This is a genomic window from Ruegeria sp. SATB045, from assembly GCF_059613525.1.
The window spans coordinates 229193-243551 of record NZ_JBXWSR010000019.1 but is presented as its reverse complement, the minus strand read 5'-3'; the positions used below and the strand labels follow the sequence as shown (position 1 = coordinate 243551).

11 protein-coding genes and 1 riboswitch are annotated in these 14359 nt (G+C 58.6%); of the genes, 8 read left to right on the top strand and 3 right to left on the bottom strand.

Annotated elements, in window-relative coordinates; genetic code table 11:
* The first annotated feature begins 22 nt into the window (after positions 1-22).
* Positions 23-100: riboswitch (SAM riboswitch) on the top strand.
* 63 nt (positions 101-163) lie between these two features.
* Together metZ and folE2 are read left to right on the top strand one after the other, a co-directional pair.
* On the top strand, positions 164-1354 hold the full coding sequence (gene metZ, locus AC2FNR_RS06615; RefSeq protein WP_170750626.1) for an O-succinylhomoserine sulfhydrylase: 1191 nt from the start codon (positions 164-166) through the stop codon (positions 1352-1354).
* A 171-nt stretch (positions 1355-1525) separates the two neighbouring features.
* On the top strand, positions 1526-2629 hold the full coding sequence (gene folE2, locus AC2FNR_RS06610) for a GTP cyclohydrolase FolE2 (RefSeq protein ID WP_170750628.1): 1104 nt from the start codon (positions 1526-1528) through the stop codon (positions 2627-2629).
* Between the two features lie 601 nt (positions 2630-3230).
* Here folE2 and AC2FNR_RS06605 read toward each other — a convergent pair.
* Positions 3231-3698: a hypothetical protein gene (locus AC2FNR_RS06605; RefSeq protein ID WP_496848468.1), complete on the bottom strand. Its 468-nt coding sequence runs from the start codon at positions 3696-3698 to the stop codon at positions 3231-3233.
* Between AC2FNR_RS06605 and AC2FNR_RS06600 the strand changes: the two genes are divergently transcribed.
* Positions 3697-5145, top strand: a complete 1449-nt coding sequence (locus AC2FNR_RS06600) for a TrkH family potassium uptake protein (protein WP_170750632.1) — start codon at positions 3697-3699, stop codon at positions 5143-5145. The genes AC2FNR_RS06605 and AC2FNR_RS06600 overlap by 2 nt on opposite strands.
* Positions 5145-6719: a thiamine pyrophosphate-binding protein gene (locus AC2FNR_RS06595; protein WP_496848467.1), complete on the top strand. Its 1575-nt coding sequence runs from the start codon at positions 5145-5147 to the stop codon at positions 6717-6719. The genes AC2FNR_RS06600 and AC2FNR_RS06595 overlap by 1 nt, the downstream gene beginning before the upstream one ends.
* Before the next feature lie 47 nt (positions 6720-6766).
* On the opposite strand, the gene AC2FNR_RS06590 is transcribed toward AC2FNR_RS06595, so the two are convergent.
* Positions 6767-8500 (bottom strand): serine protease, encoded by a 1734-nt coding sequence (locus AC2FNR_RS06590; RefSeq protein WP_496848466.1) that lies wholly within the window; start codon positions 8498-8500, stop codon positions 6767-6769.
* Positions 8501-8703: 203 nt separating this feature from the next.
* Here AC2FNR_RS06590 and AC2FNR_RS06585 point away from each other — a divergent pair, with 203 nt between their 5' ends.
* Positions 8704-9633, top strand: a complete 930-nt coding sequence (locus tag AC2FNR_RS06585) for a glycine--tRNA ligase subunit alpha (protein ID WP_170352797.1) — start codon at positions 8704-8706, stop codon at positions 9631-9633.
* 8 nt (positions 9634-9641) lie between these two features.
* On the opposite strand, the gene AC2FNR_RS06580 is transcribed toward AC2FNR_RS06585, so the two are convergent.
* The gene (locus AC2FNR_RS06580) at positions 9642-10274 is read right to left on the bottom strand and encodes a MarC family protein (RefSeq protein ID WP_170750638.1); all 633 of its coding nucleotides are present in this window, start codon (positions 10272-10274) and stop codon (positions 9642-9644) included.
* 78 nt (positions 10275-10352) lie between these two features.
* Here AC2FNR_RS06580 and AC2FNR_RS06575 point away from each other — a divergent pair, with 78 nt between their 5' ends.
* From AC2FNR_RS06575 to glyS, 3 genes are read left to right on the top strand one after another with little or no spacing between them, the layout of a single operon-like run.
* The gene (locus tag AC2FNR_RS06575; RefSeq protein ID WP_496848465.1) at positions 10353-10874 is read left to right on the top strand and encodes a DUF6446 family protein; all 522 of its coding nucleotides are present in this window, start codon (positions 10353-10355) and stop codon (positions 10872-10874) included.
* A 4-nt stretch (positions 10875-10878) separates the two neighbouring features.
* The gene (gltS, locus tag AC2FNR_RS06570) at positions 10879-12093 is read left to right on the top strand and encodes a sodium/glutamate symporter (protein ID WP_480867341.1); all 1215 of its coding nucleotides are present in this window, start codon (positions 10879-10881) and stop codon (positions 12091-12093) included.
* Positions 12094-12102: 9 nt separating this feature from the next.
* Positions 12103-14301 carry a glycine--tRNA ligase subunit beta gene (gene glyS, locus AC2FNR_RS06565; RefSeq protein WP_496848464.1) on the top strand — a complete coding sequence of 733 codons (2199 nt, stop codon included), beginning with the start codon at positions 12103-12105 and terminating at the stop codon, positions 14299-14301.
* The last annotated feature ends 58 nt before the right edge of the window (positions 14302-14359 follow it).

The following is a 14359-nucleotide window of genomic DNA, read 5'->3' as shown; positions in this document are numbered from 1 at the left end:
TTGCAACTGCGGCGTAATGGCGTCAAGACCACGTGGCGATTTGATACCGGATTGCGGGCCACGCTAAACAACACCGCTAAAAGGTCAGGATGAAGGGCCCCTTTCGCTTGACCGCGTCTGGGGTTTTTTATTTGCGCGCCCAAACCGGGCCGAAAGGAATGACATGAGCGAGAACTGGAACAAACGCACACAAGCCGTCCATGGTGGCATCCGCCGCAGTCAGTATAACGAGGTGTCCGAGGCGATCTTTCTGACGCAGGGCTTTGTATATGATACCGCCGAGCAGGCCGAGGCCCGTTTTATCGAGACCGGCCCGGATGAGTTCATCTATGCCCGCTATGGCAACCCGACCGTGTCCATGTTTGAACAGCGTATTGCCGCTCTGGAAGGGGGCGAGGACGCCTTTGCCACCGCATCGGGCATGGCGGCTGTGAATGCGGCGCTGACCTCGATGCTGAAGGCGGGCGATCATGTGGTGTCGGCCAAGGCGCTGTTCGGCTCATGCCTTTATATTCTGGAAAACATCCTGACCCGTTTTGGGGTCGAAGTGAGTTTCGTAGACGGCACCGATCTGGACGCGTGGCAGGCTGCGATCCGTCCCGATACCAAGGCGGTGTTTTTCGAATCTATGTCGAACCCGACGCTTGAGGTGATCGACATCGAGGCCGTCGCCAAGCTGGCACATGCCGTTGGCGCGCTGGTGATTGTGGACAATGTATTCTCGACGCCCGTGTTCTCGCGCGCGATTCAGCAGGGTGCGGATGTGGTGGTCTATTCCGCGACCAAACATATCGACGGGCAGGGCAGGGCGCTGGGCGGCGTCATCATCGGCACCAAAGACTTCATCCGCGGCACCGTTGAACCTTATTTGAAACACACCGGCGGGGCGCTTAGCCCGTTTAACGCCTGGGTGATGCTGAAAGGGCTTGAGACGATGGCGCTGCGCGTCAACGCGCAGGCTGAATCCGCGCAGATCATCGCCGAGGCGCTTGAGGGGCATCCAGCGTTGGAACGCACTTTGTACCCTGGTTTGAAAACCCACGCGCAGAATGCGCTGGTACAGACGCAACTGGGGGGCAAGGGCGGCACGGTTCTGTCGCTGGATATCAAGGGCGGCAAGGACGCGGCCTTCAAGTTCCTGAACGCGCTGACGATCCCGGTGATCTCGAACAATCTGGGTGATGCCAAATCAATCTCTACGCACCCGGCGACGACCACGCATCAGCGTCTGAGCGATACGCAAAAGGACGAGTTGGGCATCACACCGGGTCTGATCCGTTTTTCGGTCGGGCTTGAGGATGCAGATGACCTGCTTGCCGATATCGGGCACGCATTGGACGTTTCTCAACAATAGCGGTGCGTCAAATCAGGTATTCCCGGGTCAAAGAAATGTGTGTGGGGTAGTAAATCGCTCATTCCGCACCAAAATTCGATCCGGGCTGTGTTTTCCGGCGTATACGGATAAACTGGAAAACGCGCCGAGCCCGTATATACTCCGGCGACCAACCCCGAGGAACTCTGATCGATGAACGTGCATCCCCGTGACATTGACGACGCCCCCAACCATGATCAGGCCGAAGCCGCGCTGAAAGTGCTGCGCAAATGGGCCGAAAGCGCGACAGAGGCCGAAATCAGCCAGCTTGATCCGGCGATCGCACGTCTGGTTCCGGGGCTGGTACCGGTGAACTATCCGTCGCTGTCACGTGAGTATCTCGAAGGGTTCGAAGTGGATGCTGCATATCGCGCCACGCTGCCCGACCTGCAAAACGGCCCCTCCAGCCTGATCCGGGGGGCAAAGCAGCAAATTCAGCATGTGGGCATTTCCAATTTCCGCCTGCCGATCCGCTTCCATCGCAAAGAAGGTGAGGATTTGACCCTTGAGACCTCGGTTACCGGGTCAGTCAGCCTTGAGGCGGAAAAGAAGGGCATCAACATGTCCCGCATCATGCGGTCCTTCTACAAACACGCCGAGCGCACCTTCAGCTTTGAGGTGATGGAAGCCGCGCTGGATGATTACATGACCGATCTGGACAGCTTTGATGCGCGCATCCAGATGCGGTTTTCCTTCCCTGATAAGGTGCAAAGCCTGCGCTCGGGTTTGGAAGGTTATCAATACTACGACATCGCGCTGGAACTGGTTGAACAGAACGGCGTGCGCCAGAAGATCATGCATCTGGACTATGTCTATTCCTCGACCTGCCCTTGTTCGCTGGAACTCAGCGAGCATGCGCGCTCGACGCGAGGGCAGTTGGCGACGCCTCATTCACAGCGCTCGGTCGCGCGGATTTCGGTCGTGGTGGACTGCGACGCCGATTGTCTTTGGTTCGAAGACCTGATCGCTCTGTGTCGTCGCGCAGTGCCCACGGAAACGCAAGTCATGGTTAAGCGCGAGGATGAACAGGCTTTTGCCGAGCTGAACGCCGCCAACCCGATCTTTGTCGAGGACGCCGCGCGTTTGTTCTGCGCCGAATTGCTGGCCGATCATCACGTCGGTGATTTCCGAGTGGTCGCCAGCCATCAGGAAAGCCTGCACAGCCACGATGCGGTTTCGGTCCTGACTGAAGGCCCGACCTTCGTATCCGCCAGCATTGACCCTAAATTGTTTGCGACCCTTTTCCACGTAGGGTGAGGTCAAAAAGTCTCAACTTCAAACTTACGGCACGTTTTGCCGCAGCGCAGCAAAAAATGCTGCAAGCGCACGGTCTTTCAAGTAGACTGAGGCCGAATGCAGCCGTGACTGCGCCGTTTGATTGCGGCAAAGGTCACTTCTGAAGGAAGCCGACACGTGCAACGCCTGAATCAGAGCGACACCGAAGGGTGCCCGAAACATCGCGACGTCTCTGGCTTCTTCCCGTCATGCAGGCTGCGTCGTTTTCAGAGGAGTAACTACGTATGAATCCGATTACCCAGCCGCTGGAATTTCAGGCTGCCGCCATTCGGATGGCGGGCTATGCGGTCAGCAACCAGATGAAAATCATGCACATTCTGGCGTGCTCGGCGATGGAGCTGCCTTTCGTTCCCGTTCAAGCATTGCATGCGTCTTCATCGGTGCCCGCACCTGTTGCGCCGAAATCTGCGACCAAGACCACAGCACCAGCTTCCAAGGCAACTACAGCTCCGGTTGCTAAGCCGAAACCGGCTGCAAAGGTCAAACCCGCAGCGAAGACAGCGACCGAATCACCGAAACGTGTTGTCTCAAAACCGGCCCCCGCCAAGGCGGTGAAACCCGCTCAGACACCGGTCAAGCCTGCGGTTGCGAAAACAGCTGCAACTAAGGCTCCTTCCGCCGCCAGACCTGCGACGAAATCTGTTGCGCCAAAACCTGCGACAGCGAAAGCGGCACCGAAACCGGCGGCTACCAAGCCTGCGGCTGCGGCATCCAAGCCGGCCGCGCCCAAAACAACAGCCAAAGCAGCGCCGGCCAAATCGACTCCGGTTAAAGCCCCGGCGCCCAAAACGGCCCCGACCAAAGCGGCGTCAGCCAAGCCGACTCCGACCAAAGTAGCCCCCAAAGCTGCGGCGCCTAAATCCGTGGCCGCAAAACCGGCTGCAGAGAAACCGGCGTCTGCGCCTGCTGCGCGCCGGCCTCGTGCCCCTTCGAAGCCGCCTGCGATGCCGGCTGCTGCCAATAAATCCGATAAGTAAATCGGGGCATCCGCTTGACACAGTCGTGCAGGCGCGCCAACGCTGCGCCTCATGACGGATATACGCCCGGTTGGATATGTGATTGGCCTGTTGGTCGCCATTCTTGGGGCGACCATGGTGCTGCCTTTGATCGCGGACCTGATTGAAGGGCGCGACGAATGGCATGTTTTCCTTGAAAGTGGGATCATTACGGTCCTGACCGGCGTTATTCTGGCGATGAGCTGCTCGAACGGTGTGGGCGAAGGTCTGACGATCCGTCAGACCTTTTTGCTGACAACAGGGGTTTGGGTCGCGCTGCCGTTCTTTGGTGCCATCCCATTTTTGTTTGGGGCGACCGAGCTTCGTTTCGTCGATGCTTATTTTGAGGCGATGTCGGGGCTGACGACCACCGGCTCGACCGTGATCACGGGGTTGGATGCTCTGCCGCAGGGATTGCTTTTGTGGCGCGGCGTCCTGCAATGGCTGGGTGGCATCGGGATTATCGTTGTGGCTATGGTGTTTTTGCCCGAGCTCCGGGTGGGCGGGATGCAGATTTTCCGCTCGGAAGGGTTTGAGACCATGGGGAAAATCCTGCCTCGCGCGCAGGAAATCGCTGGGCAGATATCACTGATTTATGTGTTTCTGACCTTTGTCTGCGTTTTGGTCTACGCCGGTTTTGGAATGAGCTTTTTTGACGCCGTTGTGCATTCGATGACAACGATCGCGACTGGCGGGTTCTCGAACTATGATGCGTCCTTTGCAACGTTTTCCGGGCCTACCGAATATGCAGCATCGGTATTCATGATTTTGGCAGCACTGCCGTTTGTGCGCTATGTCCAGCTGGCCAACGGCAATACAAGCTCATTGTGGAAAGACAGCCAGATACGCACATTTCTGGCAACCATTCTGGTGCTGGTTGCCGTGATGACGGTCTTTCTGCTTTTGGTCTTTCCGCATCATTGGGAACAGGCATTTCGCGAGTCCTTGTTCAACATCACCTCCATTATCTCGGGAACCGGATACGCCAGCGTCAACTACATGACATGGGGCAGCTTTCCGGTGATGGTGTTCTTTCTGATCGGTCTGATCGGGGGGTGTGCGGGTTCGACAGCCTGTTCGATCAAAGTCTTCCGCTATCAGTTGCTATTTGCATCCATCAAAACTCAGATTCGTCGGATCCGGTCTCCGCACGGGGTCTTTATGCCGTTATATGATGGGCGCCCCATCAGTACCGATGTTCTGACCTCGGTCATGAGCTTTTTCATGTTCTTTGTGCTGTCGATGGGCGTTCTGGCTTGGGCTTTGGCGCTGACGGGGCTGGACTTTATCACCTCGGTCTCGGGCGCGGCGACGGCGTTGGCCAATGTAGGGCCGGGGCTTGGCGATCAGATCGGCCCGGCGGGCAATTTCGCGGGGTTGAGCGATACGGCCAAGTGGTTGCTGTCCATCGGGATGCTGGTCGGGCGGCTTGAGCTGCTGGCTGTCTACGCTCTGTTCACTGTTCAATTCTGGAGAAGCTGATGAAAAGACCCCTCGGCGCGCAAATCTCGCATATGCTTCGGGATCGCGGTGTGGATGTGATTTTTGGCATTCCCGGTGTGCACAACCAGGAAATGTATCGTGGGATCGAAGAAGCAGGTATCACCCATGTTCTGGCCCGGCACGAGCAAGGCGCGGGCTTTATGGCTGACGGATATGCCCGTGCAACAGGCAAACCTGGGGTGGCTTATGTGATTACCGGGCCGGGCCTATGCAACATCATGACACCGATGGGGCAGGGATATTCGGATTCGGTGCCGATGCTGGTTCTGTCCTCATGTCTGGACGAGACCGAGGCGTCAAAGGGCCAGTTGCATCAGATGAAGGACCAGCGTGGGGCCGCCGATACGGTTGCGGATTGGTCGGTGCAGGCAAATTCGGCCCAAGCCGCTTACGGGCTGGTCGAGCGCGCCTTTGAGGAATTCGAACTGTCGCGCCCGCGTCCCAAGCATATTCAGGTGCCGATCAAAAAGCTTGAGGCCGAAGCAGATCCGGCCCCGTTTCCCAACCAACCGGGGCTGCGCACCAAGGCCGCGCCGCCGGACGTCGCGTCGGTTATGTCGATGCTGAATATCGCCCGCAGGCCCTTGTTCATCCTTGGGGGCGGGACGCGGTCCAACCTGTGGCGGCAGATCCTGACACAACTGGGGGCAGCCTGTTTCACCACCTATGCGGGGCGTGGCATGGCCGGGTTGAACTATGCGCTTGATTTTGGTGCCTATCTGCCCCGACCCAGCAGCGCCGAGGTCATTGCCTCGGCCGATCTGGTTGTCGTGGTTGGGGCCGAGCTGGGCGAGGTCGATCTGTGGCGCGACGATCTGGGGCATTCTGGCAATCTAGTGCGCGTCGACCTTGACCCTGCTGTCTTGTCCGACCGCCACCGGGCGGCGGTTAAGTTGCAAGTGGACGGGGAAAGTTTTGCTCACGCACTTTGGACCGCAATCGACCATGTGAAACCAGCAACCGGCTGGACCGAAGACGAGGTCGCCCAAGCCCGCGCGAAATGGCGGATCGAAGTGGACGCCGAACGCCCCGGCATTGTCCCCGTGCTGGACGCGCTGCGCGAGGCGATGCCGGCCGAGACAATGATCTATTCGGACATGACCCAGCTTGCCTATGTGGGCAAAGAGGTCTGGGATATGACTTTCCCTCACCACTGGCACCATCCCACCGGGTTTGGGACGCTGGGCTATGCCCTTCCCGCCGGGATCGGAGGCGCAGTGGCACGGCGCGGCAAACCTACGGCGGTACTCGCAGGAGATTACGGGTTTCATTACACGATGATGGAGTTGGGCGTTGCAGTCGAACTTGGCCTGTCTCTTCCCATTATCCTTTGGGACAATGGCAAGCTGAGAGAGATCGAAGACAGCATGGTTCGCAGTCAGATCGCGCCGAACGCGGTTGTGGCGCGGAACCCCGACTTTTGCAAGCTGACCGAAGCCTTCGGTGCCCGGTCCGCAGAGCCAGTCAGTCTTGAAGACATGCAGGCTGCCGTCCGCGCTGCTTTTGATGCGCAAGGCCCTACACTGATCCGGATCACGCCAGATATTTTGTAACTAAAAACGCCGCCCCCAAAGGCGGCGTTGAATTGATTGAGGCGGGATCAGTCCCAACAGTGGACCAGCACCGTCATTCCGGTTGCCCGACGGTTCAGTTCGTTAGGTGTGATCTGAGAGGACGGTTGACCGGATACGCCGGATACGCCCGCTTTGTCCAAAATCTGGTTCAGGCTGGTTACCGTCGCCGCCAGACTGACCGAAGCGGGCAGGGTGCGACCGTCGGATGGGGTCGGCAACAACATACCAACCACTTGACCGCTCCCGTCGAATACAGGGCCTCCGGCGTCACCGGGCTGAGCCGCGAGGGCTAGGCGCTTCACGCCTTCTTCCCCGTTCAGCCCGCGCACATCGGCGATCTGGCCGTAAGTCAGCGTGGGCGCGCCCAATGCGCCTTGGTATGAAAAGCCGGACACTGCTACTTCAGCCTGAATACGGGGGGCGTTTGCGCTGAATTCAGCAACGCTCAGCGGGGCCAATGCGCTGCGCGGTTGCAGAACTGCGATACCTAGGTCGGAATCCCGCCAGGCGACCTGAAGTTCCTGATCTCCGTCCAGAGTTACACGGGCGCAGCTGTCTGCCGCCTCGGCCACAGTAAGTACGGTGCCGTTGGTGTCGGCAAAGAACCCGGACCGTGACAGGCGAGGCTTGCGTATCTGAAGGCCAGATACAAGATCGATCCGCTGTTCAGCATCTGCGCCAGCCGCGGCGTCGAGAACGGCGTTGTTCGTTGCAAAGCTGGCTTTCATCGCGACCAGTACCCGCATCCGCCGGGCGTCATCTCCATCAGGCCAAACCAGCGTGAAGCCCTTGATCCGCCCATTGTCCAGACGCGCCTCGGTATAGGAAACAACATCGTTTCCACGTCCTTCAAGGGTAAAGCTATTGCCACTTAGTTGACGTGGCCCTTCCAATGGGACGATCTCTAGCGATTGCATGACTTCGTACAAAGCGCGCAGCGTGTTCTTGTCGCCGGTCTGGCTGATCAGCAGCGCCTTTGCGCCCAGATCGGTACTGTTCGTGAAATGCACGAATGGCGCCTCGTAGCGGTCAAACGAGACCACGCCCAACGGCAGATCCAGATCAATCCCCGCCTTCATATCCGAATGGCGCGCCATCCCGACGTTGATCAAAGGTGCGTTATAGGCGTCCATCAGGGCTGCGCGCTGTGCCGTGGTTAGAACGCCCGTCGCCTCGAAACCATTGAAACGCTGCCAATCGGCCATCGAACGCCGGGTGCCTTGCCCGAATGCGCCGTCGATTGTTGCGTTGTAGAAACCGGCGGCCTGCAAAGCGGTCTGCAGATTCCTGCGTTCCTGAGCCGTCAGACGGCGCTCTGATTGCAATGCCTGTGACCGTGTTTCGTCCGAGGCTTGCGGCGTCAGCCCGGCCACGGGCTGATCGGGCTGTTGTTCGACTGGTGGCGCTACAGTTTCCGGTTCTGACAGGGCCGCATCGGTGGGCCAGAACTGCTTCCCCAGAACGTTGGAGAACGTGATGTAACTGTCCGCGGGGATTTGCCCTTCGGAGCGGTAAACACTCAGAACCTGCTCGGCATCGCCGCGTAAATAAGGACCAATAACAATCGCATACCATCCAGAGTTCAAGCGAAAGCCGTTCACATCAGGTAATACTTCTGCGTACGCCCGCGCGCGCTCTTGTGCTGCGGCCAAAGTCGGGCGGGCTTCAACCTGAACCCAGACCCCAGTGTCTTGTTGCGCGTATGAGGCGCGAAGGCCGAAGAGAATTAGAAATAGAATTGCCGTAAATATGCGTGTCATTGTCTGCCTATGTCCGCAGTGTTTTTCTGCGGCGCAGACTACGCGATCAGGGGTGTGGATTGCCATGCCCCGAATACGGGGAATTTACAGTGTGGCCGCTCAGTGACAGGCGAGACCACTTGTGCCGTTGACGCCCCCCGGCCCCTTGCATAGGAAAGGAAAAACCCACCGGAACCGGCGCCCAAGCGTCCAAAGGGAATGTCATGACCGATCAGTCCAGTACACCTCGTTCTTTTCAAGAGATTATTCTGCGGCTTCAGACCTATTGGGCCTCGAAAGGCTGCGCGATCCTGCAGCCCTACGATATGGAGGTCGGTGCCGGCACCTTCCATCCGGCGACCACATTGCGCGCCTTGGGGTCCAAAGCTTGGGCGGCGGCCTATGTTCAACCTTCGCGCCGCCCGACCGACGGGCGATATGGAGAGAACCCCAATCGATTGCAGCACTACTATCAGTATCAGGTGTTGATCAAACCAAGCCCACCGGACCTGCAAGAGCTGTATCTGGGTTCGCTTGAGGCGATCGGTATCGACATGGAGCTGCACGACATCCGCTTTGTCGAGGATGACTGGGAAAGTCCCACCCTTGGGGCCTGGGGTCTGGGCTGGGAGGTTTGGTGCGACGGTATGGAGGTCAGCCAGTTCACCTATTTCCAACAGGTCGGCGGCCACGATTGCGCGCCTGTCTCGGGTGAGCTGACCTATGGGTTGGAGCGTCTGGCAATGTATGTGTTGGGCATCGACCATGTAATGGACATGCCCTTCAACGACCCTCAATCGCCCAGCCCGTTGAAATATGGCGATATCTTCAAACAGACCGAGGAAGAATACGCCCGCTGGAATTTTGACGTGGCCAACACCGAGGTCCTGCTGCGCCACTTTGAAGAGGCCGAGGCAGAATGCGCCACTATTCTGGCGCAAGAGCATGATGATCCAAAGACGGGCAAGCGCATCGTGATGGCGCATCCGGCTTATGATCAGTGCATCAAGGCCAGCCATATCTTCAACCTGTTGGACGCGCGTGGGGTGATTTCGGTCACCGAACGGCAGGCCTATATCGGGCGGGTGCGGGCGTTGGCCAAGCAATGCGCCGATGCGTTTGTCATGACCGAGGCTGCCGGGTACGAGGCTTGATGGCCAGATCACGCCAATCCGGGCAGCAAAACCTTGAGGCCATCGGCGATCATGCTGATGGCGATGGCCGACAGGATCATGCCCATGAAGCGGCTCATAATAACGCGCGCGTTTGCGGACAAGCGTTTGGCCAGCGCCGATGCGTTCCAGAAGGTAACGAACAGCAACAGCAGGACGACCAGAAATACGCCTGCATAAAGCATCGCATCCACTGGTTTGGTGATGTGATGAGCGTAGAGGATCAAAGTCGTGATCGTGCCCGGACCGACCAGAATGGGAAAGGCCAGCGGATAGAACGCAACGGTGTCGGGTTCGGGGTAGGACTGTTTTTCATCCTCGGTCCCATGATGTGTCGTGCTTTGGTTGCCGCTCAGCATGTTGAGGCCGATCATCAGAACGACCAGCCCACCCGCGACACGCAGGTCATCGACCGAAATGCCAAACAACCCCAACGCCTGATTGCCGATGGCTGCAAAGGCGCCACCAAGGATCAGGCAATAGACCGTCACTTTCGCGGCCACCTTACGCTGATCGGCGGGGGACAACCCTTCGGTCACGCTGAGGAAAACGGGCAGGTTGGTGATCGGGTTCATGATCGCGAACAAAGCGCCGAAGAATCCGACGGTAAGGGTGGAGTCCATTCGATAAGCCTCGTATCAACCTGTTACGTGCCGGACCCTGTCCGATTTCCCGCGCATTTGAAAGGGGTTGCGTAAACAATGACCGGAAAACTGCTTGCTCTTCTGTTGCTTGGCTCGGCTGTTTTGGCCGGTGTGGGAATGTATTATCTGCAGGTCTATGGGTTTTACTACACGGTCGAACCGCAGCCGGGGCGGGATGTCAATCTGATGGTCGTTGAGACCGATCAGCCAGAACCGATTACCTATTCTGCGTTTCAGGCGATTGATGCCGATAGCTCTCCGATCCGGTATCGAGCGTGTTTTGAAACCGATCTGAGCTTGGACCAGTTGTCAGGCTTCGTGGCGTTGGACAATGCCGAACCGTTGACCGCGCCAGGATGGTTCGACTGCTACAATGCCGTTGCCATCGCGGATGCGTTGAAGACCGGGCAGGCACAGGCATTCATGGGGCAAAAGAACATTCACTATGGCGTCGATCGTATCGTTGCAGTCTCACAGGACGGCAAGGGCTATGTTTGGCACGCGCTGAACAATTGCGGTGAAAAAGCCTATGACGGAACGGTCGTAGGCGAGGAATGCCCGCCGCGCCCGCAGGAGTGAAGCAATGATCCAGCAGATGTTGCAAGTTCCCGACTTTCTGACAGCTACGATGGGGTTTGCCGTTTATCTGATCGGGGCCGAGATCAACGCCCGTGTCGAGGTGTTGCGGCAGTTCAACATCCCCGAGCCTGTGACCGGAGGGTTGCTGGCCTCGGTCTTTCTGTTGGCGCTGTATCTGGTCTTCGGCATCGAGATGTCGTTCGGACTGGCTGCGCGCGATTTCTTGTTGGTTGTATTCTTTGCCGGAATTGGGCTGAACGCCAGACTTTCTGATTTGGTTGCTGGCGGTAAGCCGCTGTTTTTGCTTTTGATCCTGACGCTGATCACAATAGTTCTGCAAAACGGAATCGGCGCGGTTGGCGCAGCGATCTTCGGCTATCCGGTACAGGCCGGGGTCTTGTTCGGGTCGGCGGCATTGATTGGCGGGCATGGTACTGCCATCGCCTGGGCACCCGAGGTTGGCGCAGTGACCGGTTTGGAAGGTGCAACTGAACTGGGTGTTGCCGTGGCTACTCTGGGTCTTGTTCTGGCAGCTTTGGTCGGCGGTCCGATCGCGCGATTTCTGGTCGAGGGCAAGAACCTGACACCAGAACGTCCCGACGAAGAACATACGGTCGGTTTGCCCGACAAACCCACCGAGGCAGAGGCAAAGGTGGATCACCTGACCATCATGCGGGTGATGCTGTATCTGAACATCGCGATCGTTGCGGGGTACTTCCTGCACCAGGCGATCAGTGCGGCGGGGCTCAAGCTGCCTTTGTTCGTCCCCTGTCTGATCATGGGTATCGTCATTGCCAACTTACGCTCGGCGCTGTTTCCAAACGCGAATCCTGTTGCGCGTACGCCTTCGCTTGCTTTGCTTTCGGAATTCTCGCTGGGTGCGTTTCTGGCAATGTCATTGATGAGTCTGCAGTTATGGACGATCGCTGAGCTGGGGCTTGCGATTGTGGTGATCATGACGGCGCAGACGCTGCTGGCCGTTGTGTTTGTGATCTGGGTGCTGTTTCCGGTCATGGGTGGCAACTACCGGGCCGCTGTTCTGGCCGCCGGGTTCGGCGGGTTTGCCCTGGGTGCAACCCCCACAGCTATCGCGAATATGACCGCTGTCACCAAGCGATATGGCCCTTCGCCTATTGCCTTTATCGTGTTGCCCCTTGTATCCGCCTTCTTTGTGGATATTGCCAATGCCATCGTCATCCAGACGATCGTGAACTTCTAAGGACCGACCATGCCCGACCTGCTGATCGAACTGTTTTCCGAGGAAATCCCCGCCCGCATGCAAACCCGTGCCGGCGAAGATCTGAAAAAGCGGATCACCGATGGTTTGGTCGAGGCCGGTCTGACCTATGCCGGGGCTGCCGCTCTAACCACGCCGCGCCGCCTGACGCTGGCGATCGAGGGCCTGCTGGCGGAAAGCCCTACCATCCGCGAAGAACGCAAGGGCCCCAAGGTCGGCGCTCCCGACAAAGCCATCGAAGGCTTCCTGCGCGGTGCGGGACTGACGCGCGATCAGTTGGAAGAGCGCGAAACGCCAAAAGGCTCGGTTTATTTCGCCACTATCGAAAAAGCGGGCCGTCCAGCGGCCGAGATCGTGGCCGACGTGCTGGAGGCCACCATCCGTAACTTCCCCTGGCCCAAGTCGATGCGTTGGGGCAGCGGTCCGCTGCGTTGGGTGCGCCCTTTGCATTCAATCCTGTGCATCCTGTCGGATGAGACGGGCGCGCAGGTCGTACCGCTTGAGGTCGAGGGGGTCAAATCCGGGGATACTACCGGGGGGCACCGTTTCATGGCCCCGGATCGGTTTTCGGTCACGTCCTTCGAAGACTACGCCGCCAAGCTGAAAGCAGCTTTTGTAGACCTGAACCCTGTGGACCGGGCCGAGCATATCTGGAACGACGCGCAGAACATGGCGTTTGCCGCCGGTCTGGAAGTGGTCGAGGACAAGGGCCTGCTGGCCGAGGTCGCGGGTCTGGTCGAATGGCCCGTGGTGCTAATGGGCAAGATCGACGACGAATTCCTGAACCTGCCGCCCGAGGTGCTTCAAACCTCGATGAAAGAACATCAGAAGTTCTTTTCGGTGAAGAACCCCAAGACCGGCCGGATTGAACAGTTCGTAACCGTCGCCAACCGCGAAACCGCCGACAATGGCGCGACTATTCTGGCAGGGAACCAAAAGGTGCTGTCCGCCCGGCTGGCGGATGCGAAGTTCTTCTGGGAGAACGACCTGCGCATTGTCAAATCCGACGGGTTCGAGCCGTGGGTCGAGAAACTGAACTCGGTGACCTTCCACGCAGAACTGGGCTCGCAGGGCGAGCGGGTTCTGCGCATCGCCGCGCTGGCGCATGAACTGGCCTCTGCGACCGGTGCAACGCCAGCCTTGGCGATGATGGCGGCGCAAGGGTGCAAGGCGGACCTGTCATCCGAGATGGTGTTCGAATTCCCCGAATTGCAGGGCCTGATGGGCCGCTATTATGCCGATGCAGCCGAACTGCCTGCGGAAGTGGGGCAGGCAAGTGAGGAACATTACTCGCCGCTTGGCCCGTCGGATGATGTGCCGACCGCGCCGGTTTCCGTGGCTGTGGCGCTGGCCGACAAGCTGGACACGCTGACCGGATTCTGGGCGATTGACGAAAAGCCCACTGGCTCGAAAGACCCGTTTGCGCTGCGCCGTGCGGCCCTTGGGGTGATCCGGTTGGTCCTGACCAACAATCTGCGCCTTTCGCTGAATGACACCTTCGCATCGGCATTGGGAAGCCTGCTGAAACTGCCCGAATGGCAGGCAGCCCTGCTGGAAGCCAAGGCGAAACAAGCCAAGGCCGAGGATGCCGAGGCCGCCGCGCAAGAGGTTCACGGGCTCGCGCATCAGGTCGAAGCCGCGACTGCGATTGTCACCAACGCCCCGGCGGACCTGCTGTCCTTCTTCCACGACCGCCTTAAGGTGTTCCTGCGTGATGAAGGCATCCGCCACGACATCATCGACGCCTGTATCGCGATGGACGGCAATGATGACCTCAACCTTTTGGTCAAACGCGCTCGTGCTCTGAACGCAGTGATCGCGACCGAGGATGGTGAGAATCTTGTTCAGGGCTTCAAGCGCGCCAACAACATTCTGACTCAGGCCGAGGAAAAAGATGGGGTCGAATATTCCTACGGTGCGGATGTGAAGTTTGCCGAGACCGACAGCGAAAAGGCGCTGTTTGCGGCGCTGGAAAACGCGCAGGGCCAGATCGAAGCCGCGCAGAAGGCCGAGGATTTCCCCGCTGCAATGACCGCCATGGCCGCACTGCGCGGTCCGGTGGATGCGTTCTTCGAAGATGTTCAGGTCAATACCGACAATGACATCCTGCGGCGCAACCGTCTGAACCTGCTCAGCCAGATCCGTCAGGTTTGCGCGCGCGTGGCGGACCTCAGCAAGATCGAAGGCTAAGCCAGATGGCCCTTGCGCCATTGGTGCAGGGGCTTATGCTGCGGTCAAACCAAAAGGT

Excerpts from the sequence above, each read along its gene's own strand:
- metZ (WP_170750626.1), top strand. The coding sequence starts at position 164 with ATGAGCGAGAACTGGAACAAACGCACACAAGCCGTCCATGGTGGCATC.
- folE2 (WP_170750628.1), top strand. The coding sequence starts at position 1,526 with ATGAACGTGCATCCCCGTGACATTGACGACGCCCCCAACCATGATCAG.
- AC2FNR_RS06600 (WP_170750632.1), top strand. The coding sequence starts at position 3,697 with ATGACGGATATACGCCCGGTTGGATATGTGATTGGCCTGTTGGTCGCC.
- AC2FNR_RS06605 (WP_496848468.1), bottom strand. The coding sequence starts at position 3,698 with ATGAGGCGCAGCGTTGGCGCGCCTGCACGACTGTGTCAAGCGGATGCC.
- AC2FNR_RS06595 (WP_496848467.1), top strand. The coding sequence starts at position 5,145 with ATGAAAAGACCCCTCGGCGCGCAAATCTCGCATATGCTTCGGGATCGC.
- AC2FNR_RS06590 (WP_496848466.1), bottom strand. The coding sequence starts at position 8,500 with ATGACACGCATATTTACGGCAATTCTATTTCTAATTCTCTTCGGCCTT.
- AC2FNR_RS06585 (WP_170352797.1), top strand. The coding sequence starts at position 8,704 with ATGACCGATCAGTCCAGTACACCTCGTTCTTTTCAAGAGATTATTCTG.
- AC2FNR_RS06580 (WP_170750638.1), bottom strand. The coding sequence starts at position 10,274 with ATGGACTCCACCCTTACCGTCGGATTCTTCGGCGCTTTGTTCGCGATC.
- AC2FNR_RS06575 (WP_496848465.1), top strand. The coding sequence starts at position 10,353 with ATGACCGGAAAACTGCTTGCTCTTCTGTTGCTTGGCTCGGCTGTTTTG.
- gltS (WP_480867341.1), top strand. The coding sequence starts at position 10,879 with ATGATCCAGCAGATGTTGCAAGTTCCCGACTTTCTGACAGCTACGATG.
- glyS (WP_496848464.1), top strand. The coding sequence starts at position 12,103 with ATGCCCGACCTGCTGATCGAACTGTTTTCCGAGGAAATCCCCGCCCGC.